We start from the raw sequence: 21904 nt of genomic DNA on the forward strand, positions 1-21904 counted from the left end.
CACGGAAAAAGCCGAACGGGGAGGCCCGTCCGGCTTTTGTGCATTATCCGGGTTTCCGGGGTCGGGTGCCACCTTTCCGACGGGCGGCTTCACCGGCCGGTCAGGCGCCCCGCCCGGTAGTGCCGGCCGCTGGCCGGCAATGCCAACCAAGGTTGGCATCTACCAGAGCCGGGCCACGTATGTGCCTGACGGCCAGCCCCCCCACCCGGTAGTGCCGGCCGCTGGCCGGCAATGCCAACCAAGGTTGGCATCTACCAGAGCCGGGCCACGCATGTGAACGCAGGCGGCCGTGCCGGGCCTTCAATGCCGGGCCCACCACAGCAGGCTCAGGCCGGCCAGCAGCACCAGCCCGCCGAAGCTGCGCAGGGCCGGGCTGGGCAGGTCGAGCAGGCGCTCGGCCATGCGCTTCCAGGCAATCGGCGCGACGAACAGGAACAGGCCTTCCAGCACCGCCACCAGGCAGACGGCGGCGAACAGATCTTTCATGGGGGGACTCCGGAAAAAGCACGGGGCCCGGCATCTGGCCGGGCCCCGTGGGGTAATGCCCTGCGACCTCAGCGGTCGTTCTTCAGGTACTGCAGGAACGGGTCGTTCTTGTCGAGCACGATCACGCCGTTGCCGTCGGTCATGGAGCCACGGTAGGCCTCCAGGCTGCGGTAGAACGCGTAGAAAGACGGGTCGGCCGAGCCGGCCTTGCCGTAGATGCGGGCCGCATCGGCATCACCTTCACCGCGCAGGCGCTGTGCATCGCGCTCGGCCTCGGCGATCAGCACGGTGCTGTCACGGTCAGCCTGGGCGCGGATGGTCAGCGACTGTTCCTCGCCTTCCGCACGCAGCTTGGCCGCTTCCTGCTTGCGCTGTGCACGCATGCGCTCGTACACGTCGTTGATCACCTGGCTGTCGGTCGGCAGGTCCACCTGCTTGATGCGCAGGTCGATCATCTGCATGCCCAGCCCGGCCACGGCCTCGTTGATCCCCTTCAGCTGCTCGGCGATCAGCTCGCTGCGGTCGCCGGAGACCAGCTGCTGCAGGGTGCGCGAGTTGATCTGGTTGCGCAGCGAGTCGGTGATGATCGGGGCCAGGCGGGCATTGGCGATGCGCGGATCGCCGCCGGTGGCACGGAAGTAGTCACCCACGTTGGAGATGTAGCCGATGGCGAAGAAGTCGACGCTGACGTCCTTCTGCTCGGCGGTGAAGTAGCGCGCCGGGGCAGTGTCGAGCACCTGGAAGCGGCGGTCGAAGACCTTCACCGTTTCCACCACCGGCACCTTGAAGTGCAGGCCCGGCTTGATGTCCGAACGCACTACCTTGCCCAGGTTCAGGACCATGGCGGTCTGGTCCTCACGGACCACGTACACCGAGCCGAGCAGGCCCAGCACCACCGCCACGATCACGGCGATCCAGATTGGACTCTTCATCGGCTGCCCTCCTCACGGCCGCTTGGTCGCCCGGTCGGGCGGCCTACCGGCCGGCCCGGATCGCGGGACTGTTCCACCGCCGTACCCGGCAGCGACGGCATCACCACCTCCGGGTTGGTAATGCCGGGCGGGGCCGACGTGGTGGGACGGGTATCGCCGGTCATCGGCACGTAGATCAGCTGGCGACCATCGCCACCAATCACCTTGCGGTTCTCGCTCAGCACCTGCTGCACGGTCTCCAGCCACAGGCGCTTGCGGGTCACTTCCGGGGCGTCCTTGTACTGGGCCTGCAACAGGCTGAAGCGCTGCGCGTCACCCTCGGCCTTGGACACCACGGCCTGCTTGTAGCCTTCGGCAGTGGTACGGGCGCGCGAGGCCTGGCCTCGGGCTTCCGGCACGACCTTGGCGGCGTAGGCCTGGGCTTCGTTGATCAGGCGTTCCTTGACCTGCTGGGCGCCGTTGACCTCGTCGAAGGCCGGCTTCACTTCCTCCGGCGGACGGGCGTCCTGCAGGGTCAGGCCGGTCACGGTCAGGCCGGTCTTGAACGCCTTCAGCAGCGCCTGCAGGCGCTCCTCGGCAGCCACGGCCAGCGGGCCACGGTTGTTCAGCACGGCGTTGAGGTCGGCACGGCCGACTTCCTCGCGCACGGCGCTCTGCGCCGACTGCTCCAGCACCTGGTTGGCATCAACAGTGCCGAACAGGTACTGCTGCGGATCGTCGATGCGGTACTGGACGTTCAGCGAGACGTTGACGATGTTCTCGTCGCGGGTCAGCACCGGCACCTGGATCGAGAAGGTCTTGATCTCGGTGGCGTTGACCTTGGTGACCGATTCGATCGGCCACGGCAGCTTGAAGTTCGGGCCGGGCTGCAGGATGCGCGAGAACTGGCCGAAGCGCAGCACCACGCCACGCTGCTGTTCGCCGATCAGCTGGAAGCTGGAGAACAGCACCAGCAGCACCACGGCTGCCACCACCCAACGCATGATGCCGCCGTCGAACAGGTCCTTCAGCGGCCCGGGCAATCCGCCCCAGCCACCACCATTGCCACCGCCGCGCGACCCGAACGGCCCGCGTCGATTGTCCTCGGGGCCTTGTCCGCCCTTGTTGCCGCCGGGTGTATTCCAGGCCATGCACGCTCCATCAAGATGTGGGCTGCGGCGCGGGCCCTTCCCGCGGCGCCAGCCGTGAAACCATTACCGATCATACAAGATGGGGCGGATCGGCAGGATCGAAAGGGGGGCAACGGGGTAAGGTGGCGTTTTCCTCGAAGTCAGGCAACGCCGATGGCCCCCACCACCCCGTTTACCGCCTTCCGCATCGAAAACGACGACGCCGGCTACCGCAGTGGCCTGGCCCAGCTCAGTGTCGACGACCTCAACCCCGGCCAGGTGCTGATCCGCGCCCACTGGTCTTCGGTCAACTACAAGGACGCCCTGGCCGGCACCGGCAAAGGGAAGATCCTGCGCCGCTTCCCGCTGGTGGGCGGCATCGACGTGGCCGGCACCGTGGTCGCCAGCACCGACCCGGACTGGCGTGAAGGCGACGCGGTACTGGCCACCGGCTGCGGCCTCAGCGAGACCCGCGACGGCGGCTACAGCCAGTACGTGCGGCTGGAGTCGCGCGCGGTGATCGCGCAGCCGGCCGGGCTGAGCCCGCGCGAGGCGATGGTGCTGGGCACCGCCGGCTTCACCGCGGCGCTGGCCCTGCTGCGCATGCAGGACAACCGCCAGACCCCGGACTTCGGCCCGCTGGCGGTCACCGGCGCCAGTGGTGGCGTCGGTGCGCTGGCGCTGTCGATCTTCAGCCGGGCTGGCTACAGCGTGCACGCGGTCAGCGGCAAGCCAGACCAGGCTGACTTCCTGCGCGGCATCGGTGCCAGCGAGGTGCTGCCGCGCGCGGCGCTGGCCGACACCGGCCCGCTGCAGTCGGCGCGCTTCGGCGGTGGCCTCGACAACGCCGGTGGCCCGATGCTGGCCAGCCTGCTGGCACAGACTGTGCCCTATGGCAGCGTGGTCAGCGCCGGCCTGGCCGCCAGCCCCACGCTGGACATGACGGTGATGCCGTTCATCCTGCGCGGCGTGTCGCTTCTGGGCGTGTCCTCGGCGAACGCACCACGCGCGCTGCGCGAGGAAGTGTGGGCACGCCTGGGCAGCGAGTGGAAGCCGCAGCACCTGGACCGCATCTGCACCGCCGAGGTCGGCCTCGATGGCCTGCCAGCGGTGTTCGCACGGATGCTGGCCGGTGGTTCGCTGGGCCGCACCGTGGTGCGGATCGACTGAACGTCGCAGGCAGGCGACGGACGGCACGCGCGCCCCTCCCGCCGGTAATGTGCCCGCACTACACTGCGGGCATTACATGGGGAACAACATGGCACGCATTCTGATTGTCGACGACTCACCGTCGCAGCTGTTGGGGATACAGCGCATCGTCGAGAAGCTCGGGCACCAGATCCTGACCGCCACCGATGGCGCCGCCGGGGTCGAAACCGCCAAGGCCGAGCTGCCCGACCTGGTCCTGATGGACGTGGTGATGCCCAACCTCAACGGCTTCCAGGCCACCCGCACCCTCGCCCGCGACGAGGCGACCCGGCACATTCCGGTGATCCTGGTGACCACCAAGGACCAGGACACCGACCGCATGTGGGGCATGCGCCAGGGCGCCAAGGCCTACATCACCAAGCCGTTCTCGGAAGACGAACTGTCCGAAGTGCTGGAGCGCGTGTTCGCCGGGCAGGGCTGAAGCCTGCTCCGGTGGGTGCCAACCTTGGTTGGCACGCTTTTGCTTGGTGGGTGCCGGCCAGCGGCCGGCACTACCTTCAAATGCTTTCGCCAAAGGCCTTGGCCAGGTTCCGATAGGCCTTCTTCTGCGCCTCGTCGGTCGCGGCGGGGGCCACGATCTCGATTTCAACGATCTGGTCGCCGTCCGGATTGCCCGGCAGGCCTCGACCGCGCAGGCGCAGCTTGCGGCCGGCATCGGAATCGGCCGGAATCTTCAGCTCCACCGCACCGCCCAGGGTCGGCACGCTGATGCTGGTGCCCAGCGCGGCCTGCCACGGCGTGACCGGCAGCGTGTAGAGGATGTTGCGGCCATCGACCTCGAACTGCGGGTGCGCGGCGTACTCCACTTCCAGCAGCAGGTTGCCGCCCTGGTTGCCCTGCCCCGCCAGCCGGATCACCTGGCCGGGACGGATGCCCTTGGGCACGCGCACGTCAAGCTGCTTGCCGTTGACGGTGATGCGCAGGCTGTCACCGTTGTACGCCGCCTCCAGCGGGACCGACAGCTTGGCGCGGGTATCACGATTGGGCGCGTGGCCATGGCTGCTGAAGCCCGGGCCGGGGCCCGCGCCCGCCCCACCGCGCTGGCGCGCGAACAGGCTTTCGAAGAAGTCGCTGAAGCCGCCATTGGGGCCGCCACCGCCGAACACTTCCTCGAAATTGAAGCCACCGGCGCCGCCATAGTTCGGCGGCACGTTGAATTCCTCACCGGGGCGGTAGCCCTGCGCGCGCAGCTGGTCATAGGCCGCGCGCTTCTCGGGATCGCGCAGCGCCTCGTAGGCCTCGTTGACCGCCTTGAACTTGTCTTCGGCCCCGGCCTCCTTGCTGACGTCCGGGTGGTACTTGCGTGCCAGCCGGCGGTAGGCGGTCTTGATCTCCGCCTCGCCCGCGCTCGGTTCCACCCCCAGGGTGGCGTAGTAATCCTTGAATTCCATCCAGCTACCTCGATTCGCTTCGGCCGCGCCGGTGGCGCCGCCCCGGGTTCATTCTACGCGCCGGCGATGCTACGCCGCTGCTCGTGCGGCCCCGGTGAGGCCGACTGATCCTGCGCAATGCGCTTGCCATCCCCCTGCCCCAGGCTATGGCTGGAAGGCCGTCCGGCAAAGCCTGAAGATGGGGCCTGCACACCGGTTTTCCAATGTCTTGACGTCGCTGTCCCATGCGGGCCACTAGCCTGCCCCTGCAAGGAGTTCACCATGACCATCCACGTTGGCGACCGCATCCCGGAAGTGACCCTCAAGCGCATCCGCGAGGGCATCGAAACGCTCGACACGCATTCGCTGTTCGACGCGCGCAAGGTGGTGCTGTTTGCCGTGCCCGGTGCGTTCACCCCGACCTGTTCGGCCCGACACCTGCCCGGCTACGTCGAGAAGTTCGAGGCGTTCCGCCAGCGCGGCATCGACGTCTACTGCATGGCGGTCAACGACCCCTTCGTGATGAAGGCCTGGTCCGCCGACCAAAGCGTGCCTGACGGCCTGCTGATGCTGTCCGACGGCAATGCCGAACTGACCCGCGCGCTCGGCCTGGAACTGGATGCCAGTGCCTCGGGCATGGGCATCCGCTCGCGCCGCTTCGCGCTGTACGTGGTCGATGGCGTGGTGCGCGCGGCCTGGATCGAACAGCCCGGCCAGTTCGAAGTCTCTTCAGCCGAGTACGTGCTGGAGCACCTGCCCACCTGATTCCCCACCGCAAGAGGAAACGGCCAGCCATGTCCAGCAAGCCAGCCAAAGCCAGCAAGCCCGCCGCGAAGGTTCCCGGCATCAGCGACCGCAAGACTCTGCGTGACCGTGCCCGGCGCAATATCGAGGACGGCGCGATCACCGACAGCTACAGTGCCGACCGCAAGGTGGTGATCAAGCTGCTCAACGACGCGTTGGCCACCGAGTACGTGTGCGTGCTGCGCTACTACCGGCACTACTTCATGGCCAAGGGCATGCTGGCCGACGCGGTGAAAGCCGAGTTCCTCGAACATGCACAGCAGGAACAGGCACATGCCGGCAAGCTGGCCGAACGCATCGTCCAGCTCGGAGGCGAACCCGATTTCAACCCCGATACGCTGACCGCGCGTTCGCATGCCGAGTACAAGGAAGGCAGCGACCTGCGCGACATGGTCCGCGAGAACCTGGTGGCCGAGCGCATCGCCATCGACAGCTACCGCGAGATGATCAACTTCATCGGCGACCGCGATACCACCACCAAGCGCATCCTCGAAGAGATCCTGGCGCAGGAAGAGGAACACGCCGACGAATTCGCCGACCTGCTGGATGGGTGGATCGGGGAATGATCTGGTAGATGCCCACCTTGGTGGGCGCCTTTGCCGCGTGCCAACCCAGGTTGGCACCTACCAGAGCACGACGGTGTCGTTGGCGTTGCACCGAGCTTCGACCAAGGTCGGCACCTACCGCAGGACGTTGAACCGCACCTGCGTCCATGCCCCATCTGCCGCCAACGCGGTCAGCGTATGTGCGCCCGGTTCGGCGAACTCGCGCTGCATCAGCTGCGCGCCACGGGTCTGTGCGATCCAGCGTCCATCCAGCAGCCAGTCCACCGCCTGCTCGCTGCCCAGTGCGCGCAGCTGCAGGCGCACGCCATGTTCGGCATTCGGCGCACGCGCCAGCGTGGCGCCGTCATTGAGCCCGTCGATGTGCAGTGCGACGCTGGCCTCGCGGCCATCATCTCGGCAATCCGGCGACAGCGGCGGCAGCTGCGAGGCCTCGCGCGTGGCCTTGGACAGCCAGGGCGACAGCAGCGCCGGCCAGCGCGCGATCTCTCGCGCCACTTCTTCATGGGGCGCGCTGCAATCGGCCGATACACGCAGGCCACTGCGCGCATCGGCCAGGTAGCGCTGTCGGCCCGGCTGCCAGCGCCGTGCTTCGCGCTCGGGGAAGGTCGGCGGTGCCGCGCCCTCAAGCAGGTAGGCCGGCATCCGCCGCTGGCAGAGTGCGGCCGGCAGGCCTTCGGCCCGCTCGCCGGTCGGCCAGCAGATGTCTTCCTGGCTGACGCTGGCCGGCATCGGTGCGGCAGCCGAGTCACCGCGCTGGCGCGGCAGGCTGTCCACCACTTCGAACATCAGCGGCAGCGCGGTGACCGCACCGTACTGGCCGGGAAGCGGCGTGCCGTCCGGACGCCCCACCCACACGCCCACGGTGTAGTGGCGGGTGCTGCCGATCGCCCACGCATCGCGGTAGCCATAACTGGTGCCGGTCTTCCAGGCCACGCGCGGCCGGCCGCCGACGTCGAAGGTGCCGACGCTGTAGCCCGGGCGCGGATTCGACTCCAGCATCTCGCGCACGATCCAGCTGGCGCCCGGCGAGGCCAGGCGGCGCTCGATCATCGGCTCGTCATCGGTGTAACGCACGCGGCCGGCGATGCCATTACGGTTGAGCGCAGCGAACGCGCCGACCAGATCCTCCAGGCGCGCGCCGGTGCCACCCAGGATCAACGACAGGTTGGGCGTGCTGCCGGGCGGGAATCGCAGCTGGATGCCGGCGTGCGACAGGCGCGCGGCAAAGCGCGCCGCGCCGACCCGCTGCAGCAGGTCCACCGAGGGCACGTTCAGCGACAGCCGCAACGCGCTGGCGGCGCCGATCGGCCCGTTGAACGCCATGTCGAAATTGCCGGGGCGGTAGCTGCCGAAACTCTGCGGTGCGTCGACCAGCAGGCTTTCCGAATGGATCAGGCCATCATCCAGCGCCATCGCGTACAGGAACGGCTTGAGCGTAGAGCCCGGCGAGCGCCAGGCCTGCACCATGTCCACGTGGCCCAGCCGCTGGCGATCGCCGAACGCCAGGGTGCCGACATAGGCGCGCGCCTGCAGGGTCTGGTTGTCGACCACCAACAGCGCGGCCGATGTACGTTCCGGCAACGTCGAGAAGTAGCTGGCCACGCGTTCTTCCAGCGTGCGCTGCAGGCCGATGTCGATGCTGCTCTGGATGCGCGCCTGGCCCGGATGCGCCGAATGCAGGCGCTGCGCCAGCAATGCGGCATGCAGCGGCGGCCGCAGCGAGCGCGCCACCACATTCTCGATGCGTGCATCCTCCACTTCGTCCGGCGTCCACGCACCCAGTTCGGCCATGCGTGACAACACCTTGTCGCGCGCCTTCTGCGCCGCTTCCGGGTGGCGGTCCGGGCGCAGCCGGCTCGGCGCCTGCGGCAGCACCGCGAGCAGCGCGGCCTCGGCATGCGACAGCTGCGCCGCCGGCTTGCCAAGATAGGCCCAGCTGGCCGCTTCCACGCCTTCGATGGTGCCGCCGTAAGGCGCGCGCTCAAGGTACAGGGCCAGGATCTGCCGCTTGCTCAGGTGCACTTCCAGCTGCACCGCGCGCAGCATCTGCTTGAGCTTGCCCCAGGGCGTGCGCGTGTGCGGGTCGAGGATGCGGGCGACCTGCATGGTCAGGGTCGAACCGCCGGACACGATGCGGCCGCCGCGCAGCAGCTGGCCGCTGGCACGCAGGATCGCCAGCGGGTTGATGCCCGGATGCTGCCAGAACCAGCGGTCTTCGTAGGTCAGCAACGCCTGCAGGTACAGCGGCGAGACGCTGTCGATCGATGCCGGATAGCGCCACACGCCCTCGGCATCGGCGAATGCGCGCAGCGGCGTGCCGTCGGCGGCCACCACCAGGGTGCTGGTATCGCGTTGCTTCGGCAGCGGTGGCGGGAAGGCGAAATCCAGCACCAGCAGCAGTACCAGCATGGCCGCCGTGCCCCATCGCAGCCACGGCCACAGCGGCCGCAGCCAGCGGCGCAGGGCCGCCAGCCGGGTCTTCATCGTGTGCTTCATTGCAGGTTGCCAGTGGGACGGGCCGCGCCGTCGCGGCCCGTCCGCGCGGTCACGGCTGCACCACCGTGATCGTGGTCGGGTTGCTGCGGCCGACGCCACGCAGCTGCGGGCGGTACATGTCCTCCACCAGCGGCGGCGGCACCGAGTAGGTACCCGGGGTCACCGCGCGCACCAGGTAGAACACGCTGGCCTTGCTGCCACGCGAGAGCTTGAGCGCGGCCACATAGCGGTCGTCGCGGAACTCCTCGTGCTTGGTATCGGCCGCTTCGCCGCGGTCGCTGATGGTGATGCCATCAACCACCACATCGGCCCACTGCTTGGCGTCGCCCAGGTTGAAGTTCTCGATCTCCAGGCCGGCCGGCAGCAGGTCGGTCAGCAACGCGTCGGGCATCGTGGTATCGGCGGTGACGGTGACGCGCACGATCAGCGCTTCGCCTTCCTTCAGCGGACGCGGCGACCATGGCTTGCCATCGGTGCCGTAGTAGCTGCGCTCGATGCCGAGCACGCTGTTGTCCGGTGCCGGCGCACTGCGCGGAATGCCGGCCACGTCGATGCTGGCAAACATCGGCGGCTGGCCCTGTGGGGTGAAGCGCACGCCACTGGCCAGCTCGCTGGCACTGAAGTTGCGGCCGAACAGCTTGCGTTCGCTGATCGCTTCGGTGCTGCCACCGATCACCAGCTCACCGGCCACCAGCGCCTTCTGGTTGGCAGCCAGGGCCTTGCCGAGGCGGGCGATGGCCACCTGTTCCTGCGTGCTCAGCCACATCCAGCCAGCATTGCGGCGGGCATCCAGGCCACGGCCCAGATCCACCGCACGCGCGTCCCACGCTGGCTTGGCCAGCTTGTTTTCATGGGTCAGCGCGATCATCAGCGCGTCATCACGGATCGCGCTGCCGTAGTCACCGAAGTACGACGGGCGTTCGCTGCTGGATTTGGCGAAGGCTGCGGCCAGCGCGGCCTGGCCACGCTTGGCATCGCCCTGCAACGACAGCGCCACGCCCAGGTGGACCAGCGACAGGCCGCCGACCGCCTTGCTGCGCTCGTTGTCGTACAGCGTGCGCAGGGTACCCAGCGGCGCGCGGTTCACCCGAGCCAGCACGTAGCCCGAATACGCCTGGTTGGCGAACTTCAGCTTCTCGCGGTCTTCCTGGCCGTAGAACTGATTGCCACCGGACAGCAGGTCCTCGCTGAGGCGGTTGAGCGCCTTCTGCAGCACATTGTCGGGCACCGCGAAGCCGGCGTCCTTGGCGTCGAGCAGGAACTCGGTGATGTACGGGGTCAGCCACGGGTTCACGTAGCCGTCGTCACCCCACATCGAGAAGTTGCCGTTGGCCACCTGCATCGACGCCAGGCGACCGAACGCGCCTTCCATGCGTTCGCGGCGGGTCTTGGCATCCAGGCCGTCGGCGCCAAGCATCGACGACGTGGCCTGATCCAGGATCAGCGCGGCGTAACCCTTGCTGGTGGTCTGTTCGGCACAGCCGTATGGGTAGTTCAGCGCGCCCTGCAGCGCGCTGGCGAAGGGAATCGGTGGCAGCGGGCTGACCAGCAGCCGCGCGTTCACCGATTCGGACATCAGGCCATCGGTCAGGCTGTTGTCGAGGCTGACCGCGGCAAGCGGATCGAGCGTACGCACCTGCGAACGCAGCACCTGCGGCCACGCCGCACGCACCGGCAGGTCGTAGCGGCGATCGGCCTTGAAGCCGTTGCCGTCCACGCGCACCCGCACCTTGGCCACGCTGTGGCCCTCGCGTGCCGACAGCGGGAAGCTCAGCGTGGTCTTGGCATCGGCATTCAACTGCACGCTGCGGCTGCCCTCGCCCAGGTTCAGCGGGCCCTCGCTTTCCACCTTCACGTTGAACTGGCCGGGCTTGCCGGTGAAGTTCTGCACGTCCAGGGTCACGGTGCTGCGGTCGCCCGGGGCGAGCACGCGCGGCATGCTGGCCTCGGCCAGGATCGGCGCGCGCACCACGGTTTCCACATCGCGCTTGCCGTACTGGTCATCGCTGTAGACCAGCGCCGACACGCGCAGGGTGCCGTTGAAGTCCGGCACCTTCAGGCGGATGCGGGCGATGCCCTTGGCGTCGAGCTGCACCGGGCCGGAGAACAGGTCCACGGTCTGCACGCGCGCGGTCGGGCGTTTGGCCTGCGGCAGCGCCTGCAAGGCCATGTCACCGCCGAACTTCAGCTTGCCGGCGCCACCGTCGAAGCTCTCGATCACCCGGCTGTAGATGTCGTAGGCATCAATGCCGAGGCGACGCTGCGCGAAGAAGTGCGCGCCGGCATCCGGCACCGGGAAGCGGGTGATGTTGAGGATGCCCACGTCCACCGCCGAGACGGTGACGTGCGCGGTCTTGCCGGCCAGCTGCGGCGCACTGACCGTTACCGGCAGGTCCTGTTCCGGGCGCATCTGCTTGGGCGCGACCAGGCCGACGGCCACGGTGCGGCCCTTGCGGTCCATCGGCACATGCACCACGCCCACGGCACGGGCCGGGGTGATCTTGCTCGGCGCACTTCCGCCCCGGAACACCAGCGCGGTGATGTAGACGTCGTGCCGCTCCCAGTCGGCGGTGACCGGAATCTTGAAGGTCGAACCCGGCTTGGCCTCGATGTCCTGCACGTACAGCATGCGGTCGGTCTCGACCATCAGGATGCCCTTGCCGGCGTGCGGCGGGGTCACCGTCACTTCCAGCGTGTCACCGGCCTTGTAGCCGGTCTTGTCCAGGCCCAGCTTGACCTTGTCCGGGCGTGCATCCAGACCGCGGTTGTCATCGCCCCAGCTCCAGCCGGCGCGGAACGGATAGCGGCTGGTCAGGCCGGTGGACGGATCGAACACGTCCACCCGGTATTCGCCCCACTCCACCGGGAAATCGAAGGCGACCGCGCTGCTGCCGGCGTCGACGGTACGGGTTTCCTTGTTCTCGAAGCGGCGGGTGAAATCGTAGTCCCAGCGGTTGTCGTTGAAGGTCCAGTGGTAATCGCGCAGTTCGCGCACCAGGGTGACCTTCAGGCCCTTGGCCGGCTGCGGGTTACCGGCGGCGTCCACGCGCATCAGCTCGAAGCGTGCATTGCCGTTGGAATCGGCGCCATCATCGGGGTTGAACAGCGGGCGCACGCCGACCAGCGCATTGGCCGGCCACATTACCCGCTTCAGGGTACGGGTGACCGTGCGGCCACCGGTCTCGTACAGGCTGCCGGACAGCACCACCGCAATCGGCGCCTTGGCCTTGGCCGCCTCTTCCGGCAATGCCACGTCCTCGCGCAGCTGGCCATTGGCCGGCAGCGTGGTATCGATCACGTCCTTGGCTTCGCGCGGCAGCTGCAGGGTCGGGTCGCCGAAGAAGTAGCCCGGCAGGCCGTCCACCGGCTTCTGTTCGGCCGCCACCGCCATGCGTGCGGTGAAACGGTTGCCATCGGCCGGCGCGCCATACAGGTAGGCGCCATTGGCCTGCAGGCGTAGCTCTTCGCCCGGCTTCAGGGTCTTCTGTGCGCTGTCCAGGTCCAGCTTCATGCGCTCGGGCAGGAACTCCTCGATGCGCAGGGTCATGCCCTGGATCGCTTCCTTGCTGGCCGGGTCGGTGCGGAACTCGACCTGCCAGCGCCCGGTCGGCGCCTCGGCCGGAATCACCTGCTCGAAGTTGATGTAGCCCTGGTCGCCCGGCTGCAGGCGGGTCTCGCGGAAGGTCTTGCCGTCGGGCTGCTTCAGGCGCAGGAACACCGGTTGCGCCTTCACCGGCTTGCCGTCGTTGTCGCGCAGCAGCGCGGACAGGCGCACGGTTTCGCCCGGGCGATACAGGTCACGGCCCGACCACGCGTAGACGTCGAACCACGCGTTGTCACGGCCGGCCACGGCGAACTCGCTCAGGTCCAGCGCCGGCTGGTTGAACGGCAGGAAGCTGGTGTCCTTGCCACTGCTGGCAACCAGCACGTGGGTCGCATCCAGGGTGTAGTTCAGCAGCGCATTGCCGTTGCCGTCGGTGCTGCCCTTCAGCACCACCTCGCCCTTGGCATCCAGCACGCGCAGGTCGATGCCCTTCAGCGGCGCGCCGTCCTTCAGGCCGGCGGTGTGCACGAACAGCTTGTCCTTGTAGGCACGCGTATGCAGGCCGATGTCGCTGACCGAGAAGAACGCGGTATCGAACTCGCCTTCGTAGTCACCGGTGCGCTTGAGCAGGGCGAAGTACAGGCCCGGCTCCTGCAGTTCCTTGATGTCCTGGGTCGGCAGGTAGGTCAGCACCCGCTCGTTCTGCTTGCCACCGAGGATGAAGCGGTTGACGTAGACCGGCTCGGCCAGCTTGTTGATCGGGCTGCGGTCGTAGTCGCTGCTCAGTTCCCAGCTGCCACGGCGGCCGCCGCGCTGGTACTGGCTGAAGAAGGTCGGCAGGTCCTTCTCGCGCACGCGCAGGAACTCGACGTCGACCTCCGGCACGTTCACCGAGACCACCGGCAGGCCGCGGCTGTCCTTGGCCGGCAGCACGCTGCCCTGCGAGGCGAAACCGACCACCGGCTTCAGCTCGCCGCTGAACACCTTCTGCTTCAGTTCCTTGCCCAGGCGGCTGCCATCGGCGGCCAGCAGGTCGGCCGAGACCACCAGGCTGAATTCCTTGCCGGCCTCGACGAACGGGTAACGCAGGGTCAGTCCGTCGTCGGACAGCGTCCAGCTGCTGTCATCGGTGCCGACCTTCTCCTCGAAGCGCACCAGCTTGTCGAAGTCCTGGGTGCCGACCAGCGGGCGCGAGAACTCCAACGCCAGCGACAGGCCGTCATTCTTCTGGTCCGGGTAGGCGCGCAGCAGGGTGAATTCCTTCACCTGTTCGGCTTTGGTGGTGATCGCTTCACCGCTGGCCTTGGGCAACTGCCCACTGTCGTTGCGGCAGCCGGCCAGGCCCAGCAACAGGCCTCCTGCCAGTACCGCCGCCGCCCATCCCCACCGCTTCCGCCGCGCCGGACCGCTCATGTCGTCACTCCTTGATCGAGGCGGCCATTATAGGCGCGCCGCGTCAAGGTGTTGACGCGGATTCGGCAGGAACGCCCCCGCGCGGGTAGTGCCGGCCGCTGGCCGGCAACCCGAATGCCGGCCAGCGGCCGGCACTACCCCAGCTCCTACCCCGGCAGGTACAGGTCCACGTAGTCGGTCACCGGCATCGCCGCCAGCGTCACCGGGTCCAGCGATGCGGCCAGGATGCGTTGCTGCTGGGTGGTCGGGAAACGGTGGGCCAGGTGCCGGCGGAACTTGTCCATCAGCAGCGGGATGCCTTCCTCGCGGCGCCGGGCGTGACCGAGCGGGTACTCCACCAGCACCTCCGGCAGTTCGCTGCCATCGGTGAAGCGTACGCTCAGGCCGTTGGCGATGCTGCGCTTGTCCGGGTCCAGGTAATCGGCGCTGAGGCGGGGGTCCTCATGGCAGGCCATCTTCGCGCGCAGCGCGTCGATGCGCGGATCGGCGGCAACGTCGTCCTCGTAGTCCTCGGCCACCAGCCGCCCATGCAGCAGCGCGATGGCGACCATGTACTGCACGCAGTGGTCGCGGTCGGCCGGATTGTGCAGCGGGCCCTGCTTGTCGATGATGCGGATGCAGGCTTCCTGAGTGCGGATCGCGATGTGCGCGATGTCTTCGATCCGGCGCCCCATTGCGCGCAGCTGCTGGTGCAGCGCGATCGCGGCCTCGACCGCGGTCTGGCCGTGGAACTCGGCCGGGTAGCTGATCTTGAACAGCACGTTCTCCATCACATAGCTGCCCAGCGGCCGCCCCAGCGTCAGCTGCTGGCCATGCATCGACACCGCCTCGAAGCCCCAGGTCGGCGCACTCAGCACGCTGGGGTAGCCCATCTCGCCGCTGGCCGCCATCAAGGCGAGGCGCACGCCCCGACTGGTCGCATCGCCGGCCGCCCAGCTCTTGCGCGAGCCGGTGTTGGGCGCATGGCGATAGGTCCGCAGCGCCTGGCCATCGACCCAGGCCAGCGACAGCGCATTGAGCATGCGCTCGCGATCCAGCCCGAGCAGGTGCGCGACCACCGCCGTGGTGGCCACCTTGACCAGCACCACATGGTCCAGCCCGACCCGGTTGAACGAATTCTGCAGGGCCAGCACGCCCTGGATCTCGTGCGCCTTGATCATCGCCAGCAGCACGTCGTGCAGCGTCGGCGGCGGGCGACGCAGGGCCTGTGCGTTGCGACCCAACCAATCGCAGACGGCGAGGATGCCGCCGAGGTTGTCCGACGGATGCCCCCATTCGGCGGCCAACCAGGTGTCGTTGAAATCCAGCCAGCGCACCATCGCGCCGAGGTTGAAGGCGGCCTGCACCGGGTCCAGCACGTAGTGCGTACCCGGCACGCGCGCACCGTTGACCACGCTGATGCCCGGCACCAGTGGCCCGAGCAGCTTGCTGCAGGCCGGGAAAGACAACGCTTCCAGCCCGCAGCCCAGCGTATCAAGCAGGCAGTGATGCGCGGTCTGGAACGCCAGCGGTGAGTCGATGCGCGCGTCGCGCACGTAATCGACAATGTCCACCAGCAGCGCATCCCACGCTGCACGTTCGTTGGATGGGGGCGCGTTGCTGGACATCGTTGATCTCCTCGTTGCGGTGCACGGTTGCCCGTGCACCATGCCAACCAGGGTTGGCAGCTAGCAGAGCACTATTCGGCCGGCACCCGCACCTTGCCTTCCATCAGCACGCGGGCGCTGCGGCTCATGATGGCCTTGGTCACCGTCCACTGGCCGTCAACGCGGCCGGCCTGCGCGCCCACGCGCAGGGTGCCGGAGGGATGGCCGAAGGTCACCGCCTCGCGTTCGCCACCACCGGCGGCACGATTGACCAGCGTGCCTGGAATCGCCGCCGCGGTGCCGATCGCCACGGCGGCGGTACCCATCATCGCGTGATGCAGCTTGCCCATCGACAGCGCACGCGCGTGCAGGTCAATGGCCGAGGCCGCAATGGCCTTGCCGCTGGACGACACGTAGTCCTGCGCCGGCGCCACGAAGGCCACCTTCGGCGTGTGCTGGCGGGTCGCCGCGTCTTCCAGTTTCGAGATCAGGCCCATGCGCAGCGCGCCATGCGCACGGATGGTTTCGAACTTCTGCAATGCTGCCTTGTCTTCGTTGATCGTCGGCTGCAGTTCGGTACCGGTATAGCCCAGGTCGGCGGCGTTGAGGAAGATGGTCGGAATACCGGCGGTGATCATCGTCACCTCGAAGCTGCCCACGCCGGGCACATCGAGGGTGTCCACCAGATTGCCGGTGGGGAACATCGCGCCGGCATCGCCGTCGTCGGAGGGATCGATGAATTCCAGCTGGATTTCGGCGGCCGGGAAGGTCACGCCATCCAGCTCGAAATCGCCGGTCTCCTGCACTTGGCCATCGCGCATCGGCACGTGGGCGATGATGGTCTTGCCGATGTTGGCCTGCCAGATGCGCACGGTGCACAGGCCATCACGCGGCACGCGGGCGGGATCGATCAGGCCGTTGGCAATCGCGAACGGGCCGACCGCGGTGCTGAGATTGCCGCAGTTGCCGCTCCAATCGACGAAGGCCGTGTCGATCGAGACCTGGCCGTACAGATAATCGACATCATGGTCCGGCACCGAAGCGGCGGAGATGATCACGCACTTGCTGGTGCTGGAGGTGGCACCGCCCATGCCATCGGTCTGCTTGCCATACGGATCGGGCGAACCGATCACGCGCATCAGCAGTGCATCGCGTGCGGCGCCCGGCAGCTGCGCGGTTTCGGGCAGGTCCTGCAGGCGGAAGAACACGCCCTTGCTGGTGCCGCCGCGCATGTAGGTGGCGGGAATGCGGAGTTGGGGAAGGAAGGTCATGGATCGGGTTCCTGTGTGCAGTGAAACAACTCTCGGGGAGCCGTGCACCGCCCTATGGTGGGCCGGATGTACTGGCTTCATTTTCGATTCGATGCGCGCTCAAGCAGTTTCTGGAAGTGCCCCAGAGGCAGAGGAGCCGGAGGCCCCGAAGCAAGGCCTTCCGCAATCAAATGGCGTAGCAGGTCTTCAGCCTTGCTTCGCCGACGCTGACGGATTAGGTCGCAAACGTACTCGGAAGCGCTGGCGTAATCGCCTTCACGGACCTCCTGGTCCACGAACTGTTTGAGCTCATCAGTCAGCACCACATTGACATTGACCATACAGACCTCCACTGCGGAACTGTCACGCGACAGTCTGCGAGGCACCAAAGGCAACGACAAGGGCAGAAATCGCCAGTCTTTGCTTGAAGAGGTCTTCGCCATCACGCAGGCGCTCCAGCATGACTTCGCCGCGCCCGCGCGGACGTTCCTTGCTGCCATCGGAACAGATACAGGATGACCAGCTTGGTACTGCCACTCACCACTGCCAGCAGCAGCAACGGCCATCCCATCCGTAGGCCCATGGCGAAGGCAAATACGATCGTGGACAGGTCCATCAGCAGGATCAACTGACTCATCCGCAGCGAGACTGCACCGGTATGGCCATTGCGCAGGATCAGCAGGATCTGATGCGTGTAGCCCTGCGCCAGCAAGGCAGTAATGGCCACGATCATCGCGCTGGCGACTACCCTGCCCTCGTCCACATGCCGGTTACCCCAGGCCAAGCCGGCCAGCGCGCAGATCAGCAGCAGCGCGGCTGCCAACACGCTGGTCGTGGCGGAGCGACTCCGTCGGTCGCACCAGATCTCCACCAGGATGGCCATGACCAGCACCGACGCGAGCAGGCGCGGCCAGACAATGAAGTGATTGAACGGCGTGACGCTGTAGCCATAGACGAAGAAGGACAGGTACGCCAGGAAGCTGACCGTGAATTGATTCAGCGACAGCACTGCAGTGGCGCTGTCAGTCGCGTCCGCACGCTCCCGACGGTTGCGCACCAGGCGCAACTGCGCACCCACACCCAACAGGCTCAGCAGGATGAAGGCGGTGTTGACCGTACCTGCGATGTTGTAGAACGCCGTTCCCATGCAGATGGGGCAACGCCCCTCTCCTTCGTGACCACCGCCATGCGGGCCGAAGCCAGCATGGCGGCAACTCGACACAAGGCAGCCAGCCGCTGCCTCACGCCACCTTGGCGCCTTCCAGGAAGTCCTGGGCGAAGCGCTGCAGCACGCCGCCAGCCTCGTAGATCGCCACTTCCTCGTCGCTGTCCAGGCGGCAGGTGACCGGCACGATCAGCTGCTGGCCATCGCGGCGATGGACGACCAGGGTCAGCTCGGCGCGCGGGGTGCGCGCGCCGACCACGTCGAAGGTTTCAGTACCATCGATGCCCAGGGTCAGCCGGGTGGTGCCCGGCTTGAACTCCAGCGGCAGCACGCCCATGCCGATCAGGTTGGTACGGTGAATCCGCTCGAAGCCCTCGGCCACGATCGCTTCCACGCCAGCCAGGCGCACGCCCTTGGCGGCCCAGTCACGCGAGCTGCCCTGGCCGTAGTCGGCACCGGCGATGATGATCAGCGGCTGCTTGCGGTCCATGTAGGTCTCGATCGCCTCCCACATGCGCATGACCTTGCCTTCCGGCTCAACGCGCGCCAGCGAACCCTGCTTCACGCTGCCGTCGTCGTTGCGCACCATCTCGTTGAACAGCTTCGGATTGGCGAACGTGGCGCGCTGCGCGGTCAGGTGGTCGCCGCGGTGGGTGGCGTACGAATTGAAGTCTTCCTCCGGCAGGCCCATCTTCGCCAGGTATTCACCGGCGGCGCTGGAGGCCATGATCGCGTTGGACGGCGACAGGTGGTCGGTGGTGATGTTGTCCGGCAGCACCGCCAGCGCGCGCATGCCGGCCAGCGTGCGCTCACCGGCCAGCGCGCCTTCCCAGTACGGCGGACGACGGATGTAGGTGCTCTGCGGGCGCCAGTCGTACAGCGGGCTGACTGCGGCGCCATGCTCCACGCGCACGTTGAACATCGGGTTGTAGACCTTGCGGAACTGCTCGGGCTTCACCGAAGCCTTGACCACCGCGTCGATCTCGGCATCGCTCGGCCAGATGTCCTTCAGGCGCACCTCGTTGCCTTCGGCATCCACGCCCAGCACATCCTTCTCGATATCGAAGCGCACGGTGCCGGCGATGGCATAGGCGATCACCAGCGGCGGCGATGCCAGGAAGGCCTGCTTCGCATACGGATGGATGCGGCCATCGAAGTTGCGGTTGCCCGACAGCACAGCCGTGGCGTACAGGTCACGGTCGATGATTTCCTGCTGGATCGTCGGGTCCAGCGCGCCACTCATGCCGTTGCAGGTGGTGCAGGCAAACGCCACGATGCCGAAGCCCAGCTGTTCCAGGTCCGGCAGCAGGCCGGATTCTTCCAGGTACAGCTGCACGGCCTTGGAACCTGGCGCCAGCGAGGATTTCACCCACGGCTTGCGCTGCAGGCCACGCGCATTGGCATTGCGCGCCAGCAATGCGGCGGCGATCACGTTGCGCGGGTTGGAGGTATTGGTGCAGCTGGTGATGGCCGCGATGATCACCGCGCCATCGGGCATCAGGCCCTGGGCCTGCTCGGCCTTGCCCGCTTCCAGCTTGGCTTCGTCGGCGATGCCGCGCTCGGCCAGCTCGGCGGTGGCCACGCGCTTGTGCGGGTTGGACGGCCCGGCCATGTTGCGCACCACGCTGGACAGGTCGAAACGCAGCACGCGCTCGTACTGCGCGGTGGCCAGGTCATCGGCCCACAGGCCGGTGGTGCGCGCGTAGTTTTCCACCAGCGCCACCTGCGACTCCTCGCGGCCGGTCAGGCGCAGGTAGTCGATGGTCTGCGCGTCGATGTAGAACATCGCCGCGGTCGCGCCGTATTCCGGGCACATGTTGGAGATGGTGGCGCGGTCACCGATGGTCAGTGCCGCCGCACCCTCGCCGAAGAATTCAAGCCACGCGCCGACCACGCGCTCCTTGCGCAGGAACTCGGTCAGCGCCAGCACCACGTCGGTGGCGGTGATGCCCGGCTGCGGGCGACCACTCAGTTGCACGCCCACGGTATCGGGCAGGCGCATCCACGAGGCGCGGCCCAGCATCACGTTCTCCGCCTCCAGGCCGCCCACACCGATGGCGATCACGCCCAGCGCATCCACGTGCGGGGTGTGGCTGTCGGTGCCCACGCAGGTATCCGGGAACGCAACACCGTCCTGCACGTAGACCACCGGCGACATCTTCTCCAGGTTGATCTGGTGCATGATGCCGTTGCCTGGCGGAATCACGTCCACGTTCTCGAACGCCAACTTGGTCCAGTCGATGAAGTGGAAGCGGTCTTCGTTGCGGCGATCCTCGATGGCGCGGTTCTTCTCGAACGCCTGCGGGTCGTATCCACCGCATTCCACCGCCAGCGAGTGATCAACGATCAGCTGCACCGGCACCACCGGATTGACCTTGGCCGGATCACCGCCCTTGTCGGCGATCGCATCGCGCAGGCCCGCCAGATCGACCAGCGCGGTCTGGCCGAGGATGTCGTGGCACACAACGCGGGCCGGGAACCACGGGAAATCCAGATCGCGACGGCGCTCGATCAGCTGCGTCAGCGAATCGCTGAGCGTGGCCGGATCGCAGCGACGCACCAGGTTCTCGGCCAGCACGCGCGAGGTGTACGGCAGGGTGGCGTAGGCGCCGGGCTGGATCGCATCGACAGCGGCACGCGCGTCGAAATAATCCAGCGCGCTGCCGGGGAGGTTCTTGCGGTAATCGGTATTCATGGGCTGGCGGAGTACTTGGGGCGGGCCGGGTGCCGGCGGTGCGGCGGCGAAAGCACCCGGCCGGCGCACGGCCGGCCGGATGGATACAGCAGGTGGATCAGACGCGCTTGTCGATGGCGACGAAGTCGCGGTCTTCCGGGCCGATGTAGTTGGCGCTCGGGCGGATGATCTTGCCGTCGATGCGCTGCTCGACGATGTGCGCGCTCCAGCCGGCGGTGCGGGCGATCACGAACAGGGGGGTGAACATGGCGGTCGGCACGCCCATCATGTGGTAGCTGACGGCGCTGAACCAATCCAGGTTCGGGAACATCTTCTTGATGTCCCACATCACCGATTCCAGGCGCTCGGCGATGTCGTACATCTTCATGCTCGACTGTTCTTCGGACAGCTCGCGGGCGACGTCCTTGATCACCTTGTTGCGCGGATCGGAGACGGTGTAGACCGGGTGGCCGAAACCGATCACCACTTCCTTGCGCTCGACGCGGGCCTTGATGTCTTCCTCGGCCTCATCCGGGTTGTCGTAGCGCTTCTGCACTTCGAACGCCACTTCGTTGGCGCCGCCATGCTTCGGGCCGCGCAGCGCGCCGATGCCACCGCAGATCGCGCTGTACATGTCGCTGCCGGTGCCGGCGATGACGCGGCAGGTGAAGGTCGAGGCGTTGAACTCGTGCTCGGCGTACAGGATCAGCGAGGTGTGCATCGCCTTCACCCACGAATCCTGCGGCTTCTCGCCATGCAGCAGGTGCAGGAAGTGGCCGCCGATCGAGTCATCGTCGGTTTCCACGTCGATGGCGCGGCCGTTGTGGCTCCAGTGGTACCAGTACAGCAGCATCGACCCGAGGCAGGCCATCAGCTTGTCGGCGATGTCACGCGCGCCCGGGTGGTTGTGGTCGTCCTTCTCCGGCGCCACGCAGCCGAGCACCGACACGCCGGTGCGCATCACGTCCATCGGGTGCGCCGACGGCGGCAGTTCCTCCAGCGCGGCCTTCACCGCAGCCGGAATGCCACGCAGCGACTTCAGCTTGGCCTTGTACGAAACCAGCTCGGCGCGGGTCGGCAGCTTGCCGTGCACCAGCAGGTAGGCGATTTCCTCGAACTCGCTGGTGTTGGCCAGGTCCAGGATGTCGTAGCCGCGGTAATGCAGGTCGTTGCCACTGCGGCCGACGCTGCACAGCGCAGTGTTGCCGGCAGCGGTGCCGGACAGGGCGACGGACTTCTTCGGCTTGAAGGTCGGGGTTGCGGTCGTATCGTTCATGTTTTCCCTCCGAAAACTGATGGT

16 protein-coding genes are annotated in these 21904 nt (G+C 67.3%); 4 read left to right on the plus strand and 12 right to left on the minus strand.

Annotated elements, in window-relative coordinates; translation table 11 throughout:
- Positions 1-300: 300 nt before the first annotated feature.
- The 3 genes from ACMZPQ_RS08665 to hflK form a co-directional block, all read right to left on the minus strand.
- Positions 301-486, minus strand: a complete 186-nt coding sequence (locus ACMZPQ_RS08665; RefSeq protein ID WP_106468837.1) for a DUF2065 domain-containing protein — start codon at positions 484-486, stop codon at positions 301-303.
- Between the two features lie 68 nt (positions 487-554).
- Positions 555-1418 (minus strand): protease modulator HflC, encoded by an 864-nt coding sequence (gene hflC / locus ACMZPQ_RS08670; protein WP_010482785.1) that lies wholly within the window; start codon positions 1416-1418, stop codon positions 555-557.
- Positions 1415-2548, minus strand: a complete 1134-nt coding sequence (gene hflK, locus ACMZPQ_RS08675; RefSeq protein ID WP_197582153.1) for an FtsH protease activity modulator HflK — start codon at positions 2546-2548, stop codon at positions 1415-1417. The genes hflC and hflK overlap by 4 nt, the downstream gene beginning before the upstream one ends.
- A gap of 153 nt (positions 2549-2701) precedes the next feature.
- Between hflK and ACMZPQ_RS08680 the strand changes: the two genes are divergently transcribed.
- Both ACMZPQ_RS08680 and pilH read left to right on the plus strand, forming a co-directional pair.
- Positions 2702-3697 (plus strand): YhdH/YhfP family quinone oxidoreductase, encoded by a 996-nt coding sequence (locus tag ACMZPQ_RS08680; protein ID WP_197582154.1) that lies wholly within the window; start codon positions 2702-2704, stop codon positions 3695-3697.
- 88 nt (positions 3698-3785) lie between these two features.
- Entirely contained in the window at positions 3786-4157 is a 372-nt protein-coding gene (gene pilH / locus ACMZPQ_RS08685; protein ID WP_005410644.1) for a twitching motility response regulator PilH, read from the plus strand.
- A 76-nt stretch (positions 4158-4233) separates the two neighbouring features.
- Here pilH and ACMZPQ_RS08690 read toward each other — a convergent pair whose 3' ends face one another.
- Positions 4234-5127 carry a DnaJ C-terminal domain-containing protein gene (locus ACMZPQ_RS08690; protein WP_008265225.1) on the minus strand — a complete coding sequence of 298 codons (894 nt, stop codon included), beginning with the start codon at positions 5125-5127 and terminating at the stop codon, positions 4234-4236.
- A gap of 261 nt (positions 5128-5388) precedes the next feature.
- Between ACMZPQ_RS08690 and ACMZPQ_RS08695 the strand changes: the two genes are divergently transcribed.
- Together ACMZPQ_RS08695 and ACMZPQ_RS08700 are read left to right on the plus strand one after the other, a co-directional pair.
- Complete coding sequence (locus ACMZPQ_RS08695; protein WP_197582155.1) at positions 5389-5871, plus strand: redoxin family protein; 483 nt, start codon at positions 5389-5391, stop codon at positions 5869-5871.
- Positions 5872-5900: 29 nt separating this feature from the next.
- Positions 5901-6476: a ferritin-like domain-containing protein gene (locus ACMZPQ_RS08700; RefSeq protein ID WP_008264790.1), complete on the plus strand. Its 576-nt coding sequence runs from the start codon at positions 5901-5903 to the stop codon at positions 6474-6476.
- Positions 6477-6590: 114 nt separating this feature from the next.
- Here ACMZPQ_RS08700 and pbpC read toward each other — a convergent pair whose 3' ends face one another.
- The 8 genes from pbpC to prpC all read right to left on the minus strand — a co-directional run bounded on the left by pbpC (position 6591) and on the right by prpC (position 21880).
- Positions 6591-8972, minus strand: a complete 2382-nt coding sequence (pbpC, locus tag ACMZPQ_RS08705; RefSeq protein WP_197582156.1) for a penicillin-binding protein 1C — start codon at positions 8970-8972, stop codon at positions 6591-6593.
- Positions 8973-9021: 49 nt separating this feature from the next.
- Entirely contained in the window at positions 9022-13929 is a 4908-nt protein-coding gene (locus ACMZPQ_RS08710) for an alpha-2-macroglobulin family protein (RefSeq protein ID WP_197582157.1), read from the minus strand.
- Between the two features lie 146 nt (positions 13930-14075).
- On the minus strand, positions 14076-15536 hold the full coding sequence (locus ACMZPQ_RS08715) for a bifunctional 2-methylcitrate dehydratase/aconitate hydratase (RefSeq protein WP_197583170.1): 1461 nt from the start codon (positions 15534-15536) through the stop codon (positions 14076-14078).
- Between the two features lie 71 nt (positions 15537-15607).
- Positions 15608-16786 (minus strand): 2-methylaconitate cis-trans isomerase PrpF, encoded by a 1179-nt coding sequence (gene prpF / locus ACMZPQ_RS08720; RefSeq protein WP_197583171.1) that lies wholly within the window; start codon positions 16784-16786, stop codon positions 15608-15610.
- 77 nt (positions 16787-16863) lie between these two features.
- Complete coding sequence (locus tag ACMZPQ_RS08725) at positions 16864-17208, minus strand: type II toxin-antitoxin system ParD family antitoxin (RefSeq protein ID WP_312646301.1); 345 nt, start codon at positions 17206-17208, stop codon at positions 16864-16866.
- Positions 17208-17912, minus strand: coding sequence for a hypothetical protein (locus ACMZPQ_RS08730; protein WP_197583172.1), 705 nt, complete (start codon positions 17910-17912; stop codon positions 17208-17210). The genes ACMZPQ_RS08725 and ACMZPQ_RS08730 overlap by 1 nt, the downstream gene beginning before the upstream one ends.
- A 94-nt stretch (positions 17913-18006) precedes the next feature.
- Complete coding sequence (gene acnD / locus ACMZPQ_RS08735) at positions 18007-20625, minus strand: Fe/S-dependent 2-methylisocitrate dehydratase AcnD (protein WP_197583173.1); 2619 nt, start codon at positions 20623-20625, stop codon at positions 18007-18009.
- 97 nt (positions 20626-20722) lie between these two features.
- Positions 20723-21880, minus strand: a complete 1158-nt coding sequence (gene prpC / locus ACMZPQ_RS08740; RefSeq protein ID WP_008265338.1) for a bifunctional 2-methylcitrate synthase/citrate synthase — start codon at positions 21878-21880, stop codon at positions 20723-20725.
- Positions 21881-21904: the final 24 nt, after the last annotated feature.

Source organism: Stenotrophomonas maltophilia (assembly GCF_047497515.2).
GTDB lineage: Bacteria > Pseudomonadota > Gammaproteobacteria > Xanthomonadales > Xanthomonadaceae > Stenotrophomonas.

What these genes read in the sequence shown, in the direction of transcription:
- ACMZPQ_RS08665 (WP_106468837.1), bottom strand. Translation starts at nt 486, where the DNA reads ATGAAAGATCTGTTCGCCGCCGTCTGCCTGGTGGCGGTGCTGGAAGGC.
- hflC (WP_010482785.1), bottom strand. Translation starts at nt 1,418, where the DNA reads ATGAAGAGTCCAATCTGGATCGCCGTGATCGTGGCGGTGGTGCTGGGC.
- hflK (WP_197582153.1), bottom strand. Translation starts at nt 2,548, where the DNA reads ATGGCCTGGAATACACCCGGCGGCAACAAGGGCGGACAAGGCCCCGAG.
- ACMZPQ_RS08680 (WP_197582154.1), top strand. Translation starts at nt 2,702, where the DNA reads ATGGCCCCCACCACCCCGTTTACCGCCTTCCGCATCGAAAACGACGAC.
- pilH (WP_005410644.1), top strand. Translation starts at nt 3,786, where the DNA reads ATGGCACGCATTCTGATTGTCGACGACTCACCGTCGCAGCTGTTGGGG.
- ACMZPQ_RS08690 (WP_008265225.1), bottom strand. Translation starts at nt 5,127, where the DNA reads ATGGAATTCAAGGATTACTACGCCACCCTGGGGGTGGAACCGAGCGCG.
- ACMZPQ_RS08695 (WP_197582155.1), top strand. Translation starts at nt 5,389, where the DNA reads ATGACCATCCACGTTGGCGACCGCATCCCGGAAGTGACCCTCAAGCGC.
- ACMZPQ_RS08700 (WP_008264790.1), top strand. Translation starts at nt 5,901, where the DNA reads ATGTCCAGCAAGCCAGCCAAAGCCAGCAAGCCCGCCGCGAAGGTTCCC.
- pbpC (WP_197582156.1), bottom strand. Translation starts at nt 8,972, where the DNA reads ATGAAGCACACGATGAAGACCCGGCTGGCGGCCCTGCGCCGCTGGCTG.
- ACMZPQ_RS08710 (WP_197582157.1), bottom strand. Translation starts at nt 13,929, where the DNA reads ATGAGCGGTCCGGCGCGGCGGAAGCGGTGGGGATGGGCGGCGGCGGTA.
- ACMZPQ_RS08715 (WP_197583170.1), bottom strand. Translation starts at nt 15,536, where the DNA reads ATGTCCAGCAACGCGCCCCCATCCAACGAACGTGCAGCGTGGGATGCG.
- prpF (WP_197583171.1), bottom strand. Translation starts at nt 16,786, where the DNA reads ATGACCTTCCTTCCCCAACTCCGCATTCCCGCCACCTACATGCGCGGC.
- ACMZPQ_RS08725 (WP_312646301.1), bottom strand. Translation starts at nt 17,208, where the DNA reads ATGGCGAAGACCTCTTCAAGCAAAGACTGGCGATTTCTGCCCTTGTCG.
- ACMZPQ_RS08730 (WP_197583172.1), bottom strand. Translation starts at nt 17,912, where the DNA reads ATGGGAACGGCGTTCTACAACATCGCAGGTACGGTCAACACCGCCTTC.
- acnD (WP_197583173.1), bottom strand. Translation starts at nt 20,625, where the DNA reads ATGAATACCGATTACCGCAAGAACCTCCCCGGCAGCGCGCTGGATTAT.
- prpC (WP_008265338.1), bottom strand. Translation starts at nt 21,880, where the DNA reads ATGAACGATACGACCGCAACCCCGACCTTCAAGCCGAAGAAGTCCGTC.